The organism is Micromonospora sp. WMMD964 (assembly GCF_029581455.1).
Taxonomy (GTDB): domain Bacteria; phylum Actinomycetota; class Actinomycetes; order Mycobacteriales; family Micromonosporaceae; genus Micromonospora.
On the sequence record NZ_CP120860.1, the window covers coordinates 4448542 to 4461604 of the forward strand.

The window sequence follows — 13063 nt, forward strand, 5'->3', positions numbered from 1 at the left end:
TGCGAACCGTCAGGCCGGGAGCGTCCAGCGCTGGTTGGCGCCGGCGAAGCAGTCCCAGATCTGCAGTCGGGTGCCGTCGGCGGAGCTGTTGTCGGTGGCGTCCAGGCACTTGTTCGACTGCGGGTTGCGCAGCGTGCCGTTGGACTGCGCCTGCCAGACCTGCGCGCCGCTGCCGTTGCAGTCCCAGAGTTGGACCTTCGCGCCGTTGGCGGTGGAGCCGCTGGTGATGTCGGCGCACTTGCCGAGGGCGCGCAGCGTGCTGTCGCCGGCCACGGTCCAGGTCTGCGCGTTGGTGCCGTTGCAGGTGTAGAGCTGGATGGCGGCGCCGTTGGCGGTGCTCGCCGCGGCCACGTCGACGCACTTGCCGCCGATGCCGGTGATCTGGCCGGTACGACCGCTCGGCGGGGGCGTGGTGCCGCCCATGATGGTGTCGTACATCGCGCTGAGCAGCGAGGTGGAGCCGCTGGTGTCCTGGCTCAGCTCCCAGTTCATCACGCCGCCGGCGTTGGCGAGGGCCCACTGCGTCTTGCGCTTGACGGTCGGGATGCCGTTCCAGCACTGCTGCGAGCCGTTGATGGTGGCGCAGTCGCGGTTGGCGTTCGCCGGGTCCAGGCCGACCAGGTACGAGTAGTTGTAGTAGACCGGGCGGCTGTAGAACGGGATGCCGAGCACGGCCTTGCTGGCCGGCAGGCCGCGGGCCTTCCACCCGTTGACGGCGTTGATGGACCAGTCGTAGTTGGCGTGCGGGCTGCCGCCGTCGTAGGCCATGATGTTGAGCCAGTCGACCAGGGGGAAGACGGCCGTCTGTACGCCCTGCACGGTGGTGCCCTCGCTGACCACGGCGGCGGTGAGCAGCTTGCCGCGACTGCGCATCGCGCTGCTGAGCTGCGTCATGAGCGCGGTGTAGTTGCTGGCCGACGCGCCCGGGTCGGGGTATTCCCAGTCCATGTCGACACCGTCGAGGTTGTACTGGTTGACGAAGTTGACCAGGTTGTTGACGAAGGCGGTGCGGCTGGTGGAGTTGGCGGCGAGAGCTTCGAAGGCGGAGTCGTTGCCGTCGTTCCAGCCGCCGACCGCGATCGAGACCTTCACGTTGTTGGCGTGCGCCTGGGAGACCAGTGAGGAGAGTCGCGCCCCGTCGACACCCTGCAGGCTTCCGTTGCTGTTGGGCAGGATGAAGGCGTAGTTGATGTGGGTCAGCTTGTTGTACTGGATGGTGTTGATGTTGCCGGCCCAGGAGGGCATGTAGCCGACGCTCTTGAAGTTGTTCGGCAGCACCACGGCCTGCGCGGCGGTGGAGGTGACGGTGAGGGTGGCGGCTGCGGTGGCCAGCGCGAGCAGGCCGGCGGCGAGGGCGCGGCGCAGTGATGAGGACATCGGGGGGCCTTCCCGTGGGCGGGGGACGACGCCGCCCACGCAGGGTTGTCGCGGGCGGGGAGGTGCGGGGACGCAGGAACGGGTGGGCCTCGAGGCAGCCAAATCTTAAAGAGTGTTAACTGTCCGAGTCAATCAATGCCGGTGGATTTCCTTCGTGCCGGTTGTCCGGATTCCGCACTGGCCCAAACGACCGTTAAGCTGACGGCGTGGGAACCGACGAGCTGTATCCGCCGGACCGGCTGACCGCCGCGCAGCGCGCCACCGCCGCCGCCGGCCTGGACGCCCTGCTGCTCACGCCCGGCTCCGACCTGCGGTACCTGACCGGGTACGACGCCCACGCGGGGGAGCGGCTCACCTGCCTGGTGCTGCCCGCCGAGGGCGAGCCGACGCTGATCGTGCCGAGGTTGGAACGCCCCGCCGCGGAGGCATCCCCCGCGCCGGCCACCGGGGTACGCATCGTCGACCACGCCGACGGCAGCGACCCGTACCCCCTGGTCGTCGCCGCCCTCGACGGCCCGGTCGCAGCGGTCGGGGTGGCCGACCGGATGTGGGCCGAGCAGGTCCTCGCGTTGCGCGCGGCGCTCCCCGACGCCGCGCAGCGGCTCGCCGGCGAGGTGCTGCGGGAGCTGCGCATCCGCAAGTCGGCGGCGGAGGTGGCGGCGCTCGCCGAGGCCGGCGCGGCGATCGACGAGGTGCACCTGCGGATGGGCGAGTGGCTGCGCCCCGGCCGCACCGAGGCCGAGGTCGCCACCGACATCGCCGCGGCGATCCGGGCGAGCGGGCACGTGACGGTCGACTTCGTCATCGTGGCGTCCGGGCCGAACGGAGCCAGCCCGCACCACGGCACCTCGGACCGGCCGATCGGCGCCGGGGAGCCGGTGGTCGTCGACATCGGCGGCACGATGCCGTCGGGCTACCGCTCCGACTGCACCCGCACCTACCTGGCCGGCGGGTCGGCGCCGGAGGACTTCCTGGACTACTACGCGGTGCTGCGCGACGCCCAGCGCGCCGCCGTCGCGGCGGTACGGCCCGGCGTCACCGGCGCGCAGGCCGACGCCGCAGCCCGCGCGCCGATCGCCGCCGCCGGTTACGGCGAGGCGTTCCTGCACCGCACCGGCCACGGCATCGGGCTCGACGGTCACGAGGAGCCCTACCTGGTGGCCGGCAACGACCGGCCCCTCGAAGCCGGGATGGCGTTCTCCATCGAACCGGGCATCTACCTGGCGGGCCGGCACGGCGCCCGTATCGAGGACATCGTCGTCTGCACCACGGACGGCGTGCAACGGCTCAACACCACCCCCACGGAGCTCATCGCGCTATGACTGTCGACCGGATCCTGCCCACCGACGAGGCCCACGACCTGCTGGGTCTCGCCACCGAGCTCGCCGACCGCGAGCTCGCGCCGAAGGCCGCCGCCTTCGAGGAGCGCGCCGAGTTCCCCCGCGAGGTGCTGCGTACCCTCGGCCGGGCGGGCCTGCTGGGCCTGCCCTACCCCGAGGAGTACGGCGGTGCGGCCCAGCCGTACGAGGTGTACCTGCAGGTGCTGGAGATCCTGGCCAGCCGTTGGCTCGCGGTCGCCGAGGCGGTCAGCGTGCACACCCTGTCCTGCTACCCGGTGGCGGCGTTCGGTAGCGACGAGCAGCGCAAGCTGCTGCCGGACATGATCGGCGGCGAGCTGCTGGGCGCGTACTGCCTCTCCGAGCCGCAGGGCGGCTCCGACGCGGCGTCGCTGAGCACCCGGGCGGTGCGCGACGGCGACGCGTACCTGCTCTCCGGCACCAAGGCGTGGATCACCCACGCGCACAGCGCCGACTTCTACAACGTCTTCTGCCGCACCGGCGGGCCCGGCCCGAAGGGGATCTCCTGCCTGGTCGCCGACGCCGGCACCCCCGGCATCACGCCGCAGGCGGCGGAGCGGACGATGGGTCTGCGCGCGTCCCCGGTGGCCCAGATCGCGTTCGACGACGCGCGGGTACCGGCCGATCGGCTGATCGGTGGCGAGGGGATGGGCTTCACCATCGCGATGTCCGCGTTGGACTCCGGCCGGTTGGGCATCGCGGCGTGCGCGGTCGGGCTGGCCCAGGCGGCCCTGGACTACGCGGTCGGCTACGCCCGGGAGCGGCAGCAGTTCGGCCGCTCCATCATCGACTTCCAGGGCCTCGGGTTCATGCTGGCCGACGCGGCCACCCAGATCTCCGCGGCCCGGGCGTTGACCCTCGCGGCGGCCCGGCTGCGCGACGCGGGCCGCCCGTACGCGATCGAGGCGGCCAAGGCGAAGCTCTTCGCCACCGACGTGGCGATGCGGGTGACCACCGACGCGGTGCAGGTGCTCGGCGGCGCGGGTTACGTCGCCGACCACCCGGTGGAGCGGTACATGCGCGAGGCCAAGGTGCTGCAGATCGTGGAGGGCACCAACCAGATCCAGCGGATGGTGATCTCCCGGGCCCTGGCGCGCGGCTGAGGACGACGGGTGCCGGCGCGGCCCACGCCGGCCGCGCCGGGTACTGCGTCGCCGTCGGGCGGTTTTACCGGTAGGTTGCACGCCGTGGAGGAGATCGACCGCGCTATCGTCGCCGCGCTGACCGCCGACGGCCGTCTGTCGTACACCGACCTGGCCGAGAAGGTGGGGCTGTCGGTGTCCGCGGTGCACCAGCGGGTGCGTCGGCTGGAGCAGCGCGGGGTGATCAAGGGGTATGCCGCCCGGGTGTCGTTCGAGGCGCTGGACCTGCCGCTGACCGCGTTCGTGGCGATCCGTCCGTTCGACCCGTCGCAGCCCGACGACGCGCCGGAGCGGTTGGCGCACCTGCCCGAGATCGACTCCTGCTACTCGGTGGCGGGGGAGGATTTCTACCTGCTGCTGGTGCGGGTGGCCGGCCCGACCGACCTGGAGCGGGTGTTGCAGGAGATCCGCACCTCGGCGAACGTCACGACCCGCACGACGGTGGTGCTGTCCACGCCGTACGAGAACCGGCCGCCGAAGATCAGCGCTGCGGCGCCGGGTCGGTCGCGGTCCCGGGTGCCGGAGGAGCCGGCTGGTTCCACCGCAGGATGACCTGCCTCCCGTGCTCGTGACCGAGCGCGCTGACCGTGGCGGTCTCCAGGCGTAGCCGGCCACCCGCGGACGGGGGCAGGCCGATCCAGCGGGCACCGAGCACGCGCAGGCTGTGCGCGTGACCGACCAGCGCGACGGTGCCCCGGTCGAGCAGTGGGGTGACCCGCTCCAGCACCCGGTCGACCCGTTCGCCGACCTGCGCGGGGGATTCCCCGCCGGGGCAGCCGTCGGTCCAGATGTTCCAGTGCGGCTGGTCGGCGTGGATGTCGACGGTGGTGCGGCCCTCGTACTCGCCGTAGTTCCACTCGCTGAGGTCCTCGTCGACGGCGTCGACGGTGAGGCCGGCCAGTTGCGCGGTGCGTAGTGCCCGGGAACGGGGGCTGGCCAGCACGGTGACGAACCGCCGGCCGGCCAGGAACGCGGCCAGGGTGCGGGCCTGTCGCTCGCCGTCGGGGGTCAGCTCCAGGTCGGTGTACGAGGTGTGCCGCAGGCTGGCGCTCCAGGTGGTCTCGCCGTGCCGGATCAGCAGGAGCTCTCCCATGCGGCCAGTTAACCACCGACCGCACGGTGATCTCGCGGCCCTCGCCACAACCTATCTTCCTAGGACGCCTTAGCGGGTGTGCCGACCGGCACCGCCGGTTTCGGCACCCGGAAGACCGGGGATGCGAGCGGGGACAGTCGCCAGACCGAGGAGGCGCGATGAGCTTCACCGAGAAGGCAAAGAACAAGGTCGAGCAGATGGCCGGCGCGGCGCGGGAGCGCGTCGGCGACATGACTGACAACGAGCGGATGCGTGGCGAGGGCGCCAGCCAGCAGAGCGACGCGCGCGCCAAGCAGGCCGGTCAGGACGTCAAGGACGCCGGTCGCAACATGAAGGACTCCTTCACGAAGTGACCTGAGCGGTTCGCGGGTCCCCGGGCGCACCGTCGCCCGGGGACCCGTCGTGTTCGGCGGCTAGGGTCGCCGGGTGACGGTGCTTCGTTCCCTGGTGTTGTTCGCGCTGGCCGCGCTGGCGGAGATCGGCGGCGCGTGGCTGGTGTGGCAGGGCTGGCGGGAGCAGCGTGGCCTGTGGTGGATCGCGGCCGGAGTGGTCGCGCTGGGCTGCTACGGGTTCGTGGCGACGTTCCAGCCGGACGCGAACTTCGGCCGGATCCTGGCCGCGTACGGCGGGGTGTTCGTGGCCGGTTCGTTGGGCTGGGCGATGGTGGTGGACGGTTTCCGCCCGGACCGGTGGGACGTGACCGGGGCGGCGATCTGCCTGCTCGGTGTCGCGGTCATCATGCACGCCCCACGCGGCGGTCCAGCCTGATCGCACGCCTTGTCGATCATGGAGTTGTGGTGCCTGGTTTGGCACTTCGCAGGCGCTTTGTCGCCACCACAACTCCATGATCGACAAGAGCCGGCGCGGGGCAGTGAGGGCGGTTCGCGTTTGGGATGATCGGCGGCGTGATTCGTCCGTCTCTCGGCGTCCTGGTTGTGGCGGCCGTTCTTGGTGGTGCCGGGTGTGAAGCGTCCCGGGTGCCGCCGTCGGACCAGCCGGTCTTCGTCGGCTCGTCCGCCTCGTCGACACCGTCCGCGCAGTCCATCGCGCCGCCGGTCACTGCGTCTCCGACTGTCGCCTCGTCCAGTGCCGCTCCGCCCGCCCCGTCGTCAGGCGTCCCGTCGCCGTCGATCGCCAGGGTGCCGGGTGCGACACCCATCGGGACCAGGGCGCCGGTCGTCAACCATGGGCCGCGCACCGGTGCCAAGGTCGCGTTGACGTTCGACGCGGACATGACCGACGCGATGCTGGCCAGCCTGCGTGCCGGGCGGGTGAAGTCGTACGCCAACCTGCGCATTCTCGACCTGCTGGAACGGGAGCAGGTGCCGGCCACGTTCTTCCTGACCGGTAAGTGGGTGCAGCGGTATCCGGACGTCACCCGTCGGATCGCCGGTAATCCGCGCTTCGAGTTGGCCAACCACACCTATGGCCACGCGGCGTTCACGAGGGACTGCTACGACCTGCCCTCGCAGCCGGTGAGCGAGTTGCGTGCCGACGTGGCGAAGACGTTCGAGGTGATCGAACCGTACGGGGGTCGGCAGACCCGGTACTTCCGGTTCCCGGGGCTCTGTCACGACGCGGCGGCGTTGGACGCCCTGGCCCCGTTGGGCGTGACGGTCGTCGACGGGGACGTGGTCAGCGGTGACCCGTTCGCGAAGGCGTGGAAGCCGTTGGTGCGGGCGGTGTTGGACCACGTACGCCCGGGGTCGGTGGTGATTATGCACGTGACCGAGGCGAACGCGGCGATGACGGATGAGGCGTTACCGCACATCCTGGCCGGGTTGCGCGAGCGGGGGTTGACGCCGGCGCCGTTGTCCGAGGTGCTGGTCGGGGCGTGAGGCCGCGTCGGTTCGGCGGCGTGTCGGGTGGGCTGCCACGGGTTCAGGTCCCGCCGAACTTCGTCGTCCACGACCGATGCGGTGGCGCGCGCCAGAACCCCTCAGCAACGGCTTCGCCGGCCGCCCACGGATCGTGCCACGCGGAGATCTTGGACAGTTTCCGTCATGTCTGAACGGAAACTGTCCAAGATCTCGACGGATGGGACGTGGTCGCGTACGGCACCTGGATCGGTTCTCGCGGGCGTCGTCCGGGTGGGCGTGCGGACGTGGTCGGGAGTGCTTCCGGCGGAGGGGTCGTGCCGGTGCGGGAGTGGGCGGCGGTGATGCTCGCCGACGTCCCGCTGTCGCCGGGTTGCGATGTCGCCGCGCTGCCGGGGGATCGGTTGAACGACGCGTACCGGTGACGGGAGACGGCGACACCCCCGGGGACGGCGACACCTCCGGGGAGGTCGTCCGGGGGTGTCGCCGTCGGTGAGGTCAGTCGTCGCGGTGGTCGGTCCACCACTGCCGGCCGTCGGCGGGCAGCGTGTCGATCGGGTCGTAGTAGGCGTAGCGCTTGTTGAGCGCCTCCAGGTCGGCGGACTCGATGGAGGTGCGGTAGTTCTTGGTCCAGTAGGAGATGCCGCGCTCGCGGTCGTAGTCGGTGAGCATGTGCACCCAGCGCTTACCGACGAAGGGGACGTCGCAGACGATGCGGGGGGTGGCGTAGCCGGGGAGGTATCCCATGATGTCGTGCTGGAGTTGCTGGGCGTGCCAGACCGGGACGCGCCAGTGTTCGGCGTTGGGGATCATGTCGCACATGTAGAAGTAGTACGGCAGGATCCCGGCCTCGCCCTGCAGGGCGAAGCAGAGGTCGAGCAGGTCGGGGGTGGTGGCGTTGACGCCGCGCATGAGGACGCCCTGGTTGCGGACGTCGCGGACGCCGACGTCGAGGGCGGTCTGGGCGGCCTTGGCGACCAGTGGGGTGAGCGACTGGGCGTGGTTGACGTGGGTGTGGATGGCGAGGTTGACGCCGCGGCGGGCGGCGGTGCGGGCGACGCGTTCCAGACCTTCGACCACGTCGGGTTGGAGCCAGTGCTGGGGGAGGCCCATGAGGGCCTTGGTGGCGAGGCGGATGTCGCGGACCGTCTCCAGTTCCAGCAGGCGCATGAGGTACGACTCGAGGTTGCGCCAGGGGACGTTGGCGACGTCTCCGCCGGAGACGACGACGTCGCGGACGCCGGGGTGGGCCTTGAGGTAGGCGATGTGGGCGTCGTAGCGGTCGACGGGCTTGAGGGTGAGTTTGAGTTTGTCGACGGCGGGGGTGGAGTTGCCGACGAGGTCCATCCGCGTGCAGTGCCCGCAGTACTGGGGGCAGGTGGAGAGCAGTTCGGCGAGGACCTTGGTGGGGTAGCGGTGGGTGAGACCTTCGGCGACCCACATGTCGTGCTCGTGGAGGCTGTCGCGGCTGGCGTAGGGGTGTGAGGGCCAGTCGGTGCGTCGGTCGGAGGCGACGGGGATCATGTAGCGGCGGATGGGGTCGGCGAGCAGCGCCTCGGTGGTGGGGGGCGCGTCCGGCACCATCGTGTTGATCATCTGTGGTGGCACCAGCATGGACATGGTGGCCAGGGCCTTCTGGTCGGCCTCGAGGTCGGCGTAGAAGCTCTCGTCGACGAGGTCACCGAGGACGGTGCGGAGCTGCTTGATGTTCTTGACGCAGTTGACGCGTTGCCACTGGGCGGATTCCCACTGCTCGCGGGTGACGTGGCGCCAGCCGGGGAAGCGGGTCCAGTCGGGTTCGACCAGGGGGCGGCGGTGGTATTCGTAGGGCTGCCCGGCGGTCGGTGTGGCGACCGGGGCGTGACGGGGGTGCGGGATGGTCTGGGTCACGGCCCCTCCTCGGTGTTGCTGTTGATCGACGGGCCCGAAGGCTACTGGAAAATATTCGGTACAGAAACTAGTCTGCCGTAAGTTTTCCCGTTACGCGAGCCTTGACCGGGGCTTCGGGCGGCTGGGCAGGGGAGGTTGGCGTGACGTCACCGGTGGGGCTGCACCGCGTCGTGCAACCGGCGGGGGTGCTGCCGCAGGCGGCCTGGCGCCTGGACGCGTCGGCGCAGATCGCGCCCAACGAGGTGCGGATCCGGGTGCAGCGGCTGAACCTGGACGCGGCGAGTTTCCGGCAGTTGTCGGAGAAGCACGGCGGTGACGGCGACGCGGTCCGCGCCGAGGTGCTGGAGATCATCACCACCCGGGGGAAGATGCAGAACCCGGTGACCGGGTCCGGCGGGATGTTGATCGGCACGGTCGAGGAGGCCGGTCGGCGGTCCCCGCTGGGGCTGACGGTGGGCGAGCGGGTCGCGACGCTGGTGTCGTTGACGCTGACGCCGCTGGTGATCACCGATGGGCTGGCCCGGTGGGACGGGCGTAGCGAGCAGGTGCCCTGTGACGGGTGGGCGATCCTGTTCGCCCGTTCCATCGCCGCGGTGTTGCCCGAGGACGAGGATCCGCAGTTGTCCCTGGCCGTGCTGGACGTGTGTGGGGCGCCGGCGCTGACCGCCCGGGTGGTGTCGCGCCACGTCGAGGACCGTCGGCGTGCCGGTGACCCGACGCCGGTGCGGGTCGCGGTGATCGGTGGAGCGGGCAAGAGCGGGTCGCTGTCGCTCGCGGCGGCGCGGCGGGCGGGCGCCGCGCGTACCGTCGGGGTGGTTCCGGTGGCGGCGGAGCGGGACGCGCTGACGGCGGCCGGGTTGGCGTCGGTGGTGGCGGTGGCCGACGCGCGGGACCCGGTGGGGTTGTCCACGGCGGTGACCACCGCCCTGGGCGCGCCGGCGGACGTGACGGTGGTGTGCGTGGACGTGCCGGGGTGTGAGCACGGTGCGGTGTTGGCCACCGCGGACGGCGGCACGGTGATCTTCTTCTCGATGGCGACGAGCTTCTCGGCGGCGGCGTTGGGCGCGGAGGGGTTGGCTGCGGACGTGACGATGCTGGTGGGCAACGGGTACGTGCCGGGGCACGCGGAGTTGGCGTTGGGGCTGCTGCGCGCCGAGCCGGGGGTGCGTCGGCTGTTCGCGGCGCGGATCGCGGCAGACTGAGGTCATGACGAACCCCTCGACGTTGTACCGCGGCGGCGTGCTGTACTGCCCCGCCGAGCCGAGTGCTACCGCGCTGCTGGTGTCCGGTGGGCGGATCACCTGGTTGGGGACCGACGGTGACGCGCCGCCGGCCGACCGGGTGGTGGACCTGGACGGGGCGTTGGTGACGCCGGCGTTCGTCGACGCGCATGTGCACGCCACCGACACGGGGTTGGCGTTGTCCGGGCTGGAGTTGTCCGGGGTGCGGTCGGCGGCGCAGTTGTTGGACGCGGTGGCCGGTTTCGCGGCGGGTCTGCCGGCGGACGCGGTGGTGTTGGGGCATGGCTGGGACGAGTCGGGTTGGTCGGATCCGTCGTTGCCGGACGCGGCGGCGTTGGATCGGGCGGCCGGTGGGCGTCGGGTGTACCTGTCGCAGGCGTCGATCCATTCGGCGTTGGTGTCGTCGGCGCTGCTGGCCGCGTGTCCGCAGGCGGCGCAGGCGGCCGGGTTCGACGCGTCGGGGTGGTTGCGGCGCGACGCGCACCACGTGGTGCGGGCGGCGGCGCAGGGGTCGGTGAGTCGGGCGCAGCGGGTCGCCGCGCAACGGGTGGCTCTGTCGCACGCGGCGTCGCTGGGGATCGCGGCGGTGCACGAGTGTGGTGGCCCGGACATCTCCGACGAGGAGGACTTCACCGGGTTGCTGGGCGTCTCCGGTGCGGGGGTGCCGGAGGTGTACGGGTACTGGGGTGAGTTGGGTGGTGCGGCGCGGGCCCGGGAGTTGGGTGCGGTGGGCGCGGGTGGTGACCTGTTCGCCGATGGGGCGTTGGGGTCGCGTACGGCGCACGTGTCGCAGGCGTACGGCGACGGCGACGGGTGTGGGCACGGGTACCTGACGGCGGAGCAGGTGCGTGATCACCTGGTGGACTGTGCGGCGCACGGCATGCAGGGCGGGTTCCACGCGATCGGGGACGCGGCGATCGGCACGGTGCTCGACGGGTTCGCGGCGGCGGCCGAGACGGTGGGTCTGGAGCGGTTGCGCGCGGCCCGGCACCGGATCGAGCACGCGGAGATCATGAACAAGCGGTTGATCGCGCGGTTCGTGGAGTACGGGGTCGTGGCGAGCATGCAGCCGGCGTTCGACCGGTTGTGGGGTGGCGCGGGCCGGATGTACGAGGCGCGGTTGGGGTTGGACCGGTCGTTGGAGTCGAACCCGATGGGTGCGATGCACTCGGTGGGTGTGGCGTTGGCGTTCGGTTCGGATTCGCCGGTGACGCCGCTGGACCCGTGGGGGTCGGTGCGGGCGGCGGCGGCGCACCACAACCCGGCGCAGCGCATGGGTGTGCGTTCGGCGTTCGCCGCGCACACCCGGGGTGGGTGGCGGGCGGTGCACCTGGACGTCGAGGGGGTTCTCGCGTTGGGTGCGCCGGCGACGTTCGCGGTGTGGTCGACGCCGGCGGGGGTGGAGCGGGGTCTGCCGGTGTTGCTGGCCGAGGACCCGGAGCTGCGGGGTCCGGACGACCCGACGCCGTTGCCGGTGTGCCGGCGTCTGGTGCTGCGCGGTGAGGTCATCTACGAGGAAGGGTCGTCGTGAGCGAGCGCGGCGAGCGAACCATCAGGCACAGGAACGAGTGGATGGTCGATGAGCAAGCTTGATCTTGATCCGGTGCTGGTGGCGCGGGCGCGGGAGTTGGCGCGTCGGGCCGGGCAGCCGGTGGTGGACCTGGCGCGCAGCCACACGACGGTGTCGGTGGAGCGGGCGGTGCTGCGGCTGGCCGGGGTGACCGGCGCCGACCCGGACGGTATTCCGTGGGTGAATCGGCTCGTCGACGCGGTCGCCGCGGACGTCGGTCTGGGGCACGGGGTGGCGGTTCCGGTGTTCGACGCCCTGGCGCGTGAGGGCCTCACCGACGTGACGTTGCTGGCGCAGAAGGCCGCGGCCGGGTCGGTGCGCTTCGGCGTACCGGCCGGGCGGGCGGCGACGGCGGCCCGCAGCGCGGCGCGCAGGGCGGTCGGGGCGGGCATCCGGCGCATCGACCGTCGGCGGGCGGAGCGGGACCGTCTCGTCAAGCGGCACGGTGACCCGGCGCAGCGGCCGTGGATCTACCTGATCGTGGCCACGGGCGACATCTACGAGGACATCCCGCAGGCGCAGGCGGCGGCTCGGGCCGGCGCGGACGTGATCGCGGTGATCCGTTCCACCGGGCAGTCGCTGTTGGACTACGTGCCCGAGGGTGCGACCCGGGAGGGGTTCGCCGGCACGTACGCCACGCAGGAGAACTTCCGGTTGATGCGCGCGGCGTTGGACGAGTCGTCGAAGGAGGTGGGCCGTTATGTGCGGTTGACCAACTACGCGTCCGGGTTGTGCATGCCGGAGATGGCGACCCTGGCCGGGTTGGAACGCCTCGACATGATGCTCAACGACTCGATGTACGGGATCCTGTTCCGCGACATCAACCCGGTGCGCACCTTCGTCGACCAGCGGTTCTCCCGGCAGGTGCACGCCCGCGCCGGGATCATCATCAACACCGGTGAGGACAACTACCTGACCACCGCCGACGCGGTCGACGAGGCGCACACGGTGACGGTGTCGCAGCTGCTCAACGAGTTCTTCGCCCACGAGGCGGGGTTGGCGGACTGGCAGTTGGGCCTGGGGCACGCCTTCGAGATCAACCCGGAGGTGCCGGAGTCGTTCCGCCTGGAGTTGGCGCACGCGTTGCTGGCGCGGGAGTTGTTCCCGGACGCGCCGTTGAAGTGGATGCCGCCGACGAAGCACATGACCGGCGACGTGTTCCGGGGCAACCTACTCGACGGGTTCTTCAACCTGGCCGGCGCGCTGACCGGTCAGGGCATCCTGCTGGTGGGGATGATGACCGAGGCGGTGGTGACGCCGTGGTTGTCCGACCGGGACATCGCCCTGCAGAACGTGCGCTACGTGCTCGGTGCGGCCGGTGGGCTGCACGAGGACTTCGTGCCGGCGCCGGGCGGGTTCATCCGCCGCCGCGCCGACCAGGTGCTCGGTGAGGCGCTGGACCTGTTGGAACGCATCGGGGAGCAGACGTTGCTGACGGCGATCGCCGAGGGCACGTTCGGGATCATGAAGCGGCCGGCGGACCGGGGCAAGGGCCTCGACGGGGTCGCCGCGCACGAGGCCGACTACTACAACCCGGCCACCGACATCCTGGAGGCGGCGGCGTGAGCGAGCGTG

General features: G+C 71.3%; 12 protein-coding genes. 9 read left to right on the top strand and 3 right to left on the bottom strand.

The window, feature by feature from the left end:
* Window positions 1-9: 9 nt before the first annotated feature.
* The gene (locus O7616_RS20455; protein ID WP_282303467.1) at window positions 10-1377 is read right to left on the bottom strand and encodes a glycosyl hydrolase family 18 protein; all 1368 of its coding nucleotides are present in this window, start codon (window positions 1375-1377) and stop codon (window positions 10-12) included.
* A 206-nt stretch (window positions 1378-1583) separates the two neighbouring features.
* Between O7616_RS20455 and O7616_RS20460 the strand changes: the two genes are divergently transcribed.
* The 3 genes from O7616_RS20460 to O7616_RS20470 all read left to right on the top strand — a co-directional run bounded on the left by O7616_RS20460 (window position 1584) and on the right by O7616_RS20470 (window position 4429).
* Window positions 1584-2699 (top strand): Xaa-Pro peptidase family protein, encoded by a 1116-nt coding sequence (locus O7616_RS20460; RefSeq protein ID WP_282303468.1) that lies wholly within the window; start codon window positions 1584-1586, stop codon window positions 2697-2699.
* Entirely contained in the window at window positions 2696-3838 is a 1143-nt protein-coding gene (locus tag O7616_RS20465) for an acyl-CoA dehydrogenase family protein (protein WP_282303469.1), read from the top strand. The genes O7616_RS20460 and O7616_RS20465 overlap by 4 nt, the downstream gene beginning before the upstream one ends.
* An 84-nt stretch (window positions 3839-3922) precedes the next feature.
* Window positions 3923-4429, top strand: coding sequence for an Lrp/AsnC family transcriptional regulator (locus tag O7616_RS20470; protein ID WP_282303470.1), 507 nt, complete (start codon window positions 3923-3925; stop codon window positions 4427-4429).
* Here the strand turns inward: O7616_RS20470 and O7616_RS20475 are convergent.
* Entirely contained in the window at window positions 4359-4970 is a 612-nt protein-coding gene (locus O7616_RS20475; protein ID WP_282303471.1) for a histidine phosphatase family protein, read from the bottom strand. The genes O7616_RS20470 and O7616_RS20475 overlap by 71 nt on opposite strands.
* A gap of 158 nt (window positions 4971-5128) precedes the next feature.
* Between O7616_RS20475 and O7616_RS20480 the strand changes: the two genes are divergently transcribed.
* The 3 genes from O7616_RS20480 (at window position 5129) to O7616_RS20490 (ending at window position 6808) form a co-directional block, all read left to right on the top strand.
* Window positions 5129-5323 carry a CsbD family protein gene (locus O7616_RS20480; RefSeq protein WP_282303472.1) on the top strand — a complete coding sequence of 65 codons (195 nt, stop codon included), beginning with the start codon at window positions 5129-5131 and terminating at the stop codon, window positions 5321-5323.
* A gap of 73 nt (window positions 5324-5396) precedes the next feature.
* The gene (locus O7616_RS20485) at window positions 5397-5738 is read left to right on the top strand and encodes a YnfA family protein (RefSeq protein ID WP_282303473.1); all 342 of its coding nucleotides are present in this window, start codon (window positions 5397-5399) and stop codon (window positions 5736-5738) included.
* Window positions 5739-6109: 371 nt separating this feature from the next.
* A complete protein-coding gene (locus O7616_RS20490; RefSeq protein WP_282303474.1) occupies window positions 6110-6808 on the top strand; it encodes a polysaccharide deacetylase family protein in 699 nt (232 codons plus the stop codon).
* A gap of 477 nt (window positions 6809-7285) precedes the next feature.
* Here the strand turns inward: O7616_RS20490 and O7616_RS20495 are convergent, their stop codons facing one another.
* Window positions 7286-8677, bottom strand: coding sequence for a lysine 2,3-aminomutase (locus O7616_RS20495; RefSeq protein ID WP_282303475.1), 1392 nt, complete (start codon window positions 8675-8677; stop codon window positions 7286-7288).
* 152 nt (window positions 8678-8829) lie between these two features.
* Between O7616_RS20495 and O7616_RS20500 the strand changes: the two genes are divergently transcribed.
* The 3 genes from O7616_RS20500 to O7616_RS20510 are packed head-to-tail and all read left to right on the top strand — an operon-like array spanning window position 8830 to window position 13054.
* Window positions 8830-9879: a zinc-binding alcohol dehydrogenase gene (locus tag O7616_RS20500; protein ID WP_282307682.1), complete on the top strand. Its 1050-nt coding sequence runs from the start codon at window positions 8830-8832 to the stop codon at window positions 9877-9879.
* Window positions 9880-9883: 4 nt separating this feature from the next.
* The gene (locus O7616_RS20505; RefSeq protein WP_282303476.1) at window positions 9884-11449 is read left to right on the top strand and encodes an amidohydrolase family protein; all 1566 of its coding nucleotides are present in this window, start codon (window positions 9884-9886) and stop codon (window positions 11447-11449) included.
* Between the two features lie 48 nt (window positions 11450-11497).
* Window positions 11498-13054 (top strand): lysine 5,6-aminomutase subunit alpha, encoded by a 1557-nt coding sequence (locus O7616_RS20510; RefSeq protein ID WP_282303477.1) that lies wholly within the window; start codon window positions 11498-11500, stop codon window positions 13052-13054.
* Window positions 13055-13063: the final 9 nt, after the last annotated feature.

What these genes read in the sequence shown, in the direction of transcription:
- O7616_RS20455 (WP_282303467.1), bottom strand. Translation starts at nt 1,377, where the DNA reads ATGTCCTCATCACTGCGCCGCGCCCTCGCCGCCGGCCTGCTCGCGCTG.
- O7616_RS20465 (WP_282303469.1), top strand. Translation starts at nt 2,696, where the DNA reads ATGACTGTCGACCGGATCCTGCCCACCGACGAGGCCCACGACCTGCTG.
- O7616_RS20475 (WP_282303471.1), bottom strand. Translation starts at nt 4,970, where the DNA reads ATGGGAGAGCTCCTGCTGATCCGGCACGGCGAGACCACCTGGAGCGCC.
- O7616_RS20480 (WP_282303472.1), top strand. Translation starts at nt 5,129, where the DNA reads ATGAGCTTCACCGAGAAGGCAAAGAACAAGGTCGAGCAGATGGCCGGC.
- O7616_RS20505 (WP_282303476.1), top strand. Translation starts at nt 9,884, where the DNA reads ATGACGAACCCCTCGACGTTGTACCGCGGCGGCGTGCTGTACTGCCCC.
- O7616_RS20510 (WP_282303477.1), top strand. Translation starts at nt 11,498, where the DNA reads ATGAGCAAGCTTGATCTTGATCCGGTGCTGGTGGCGCGGGCGCGGGAG.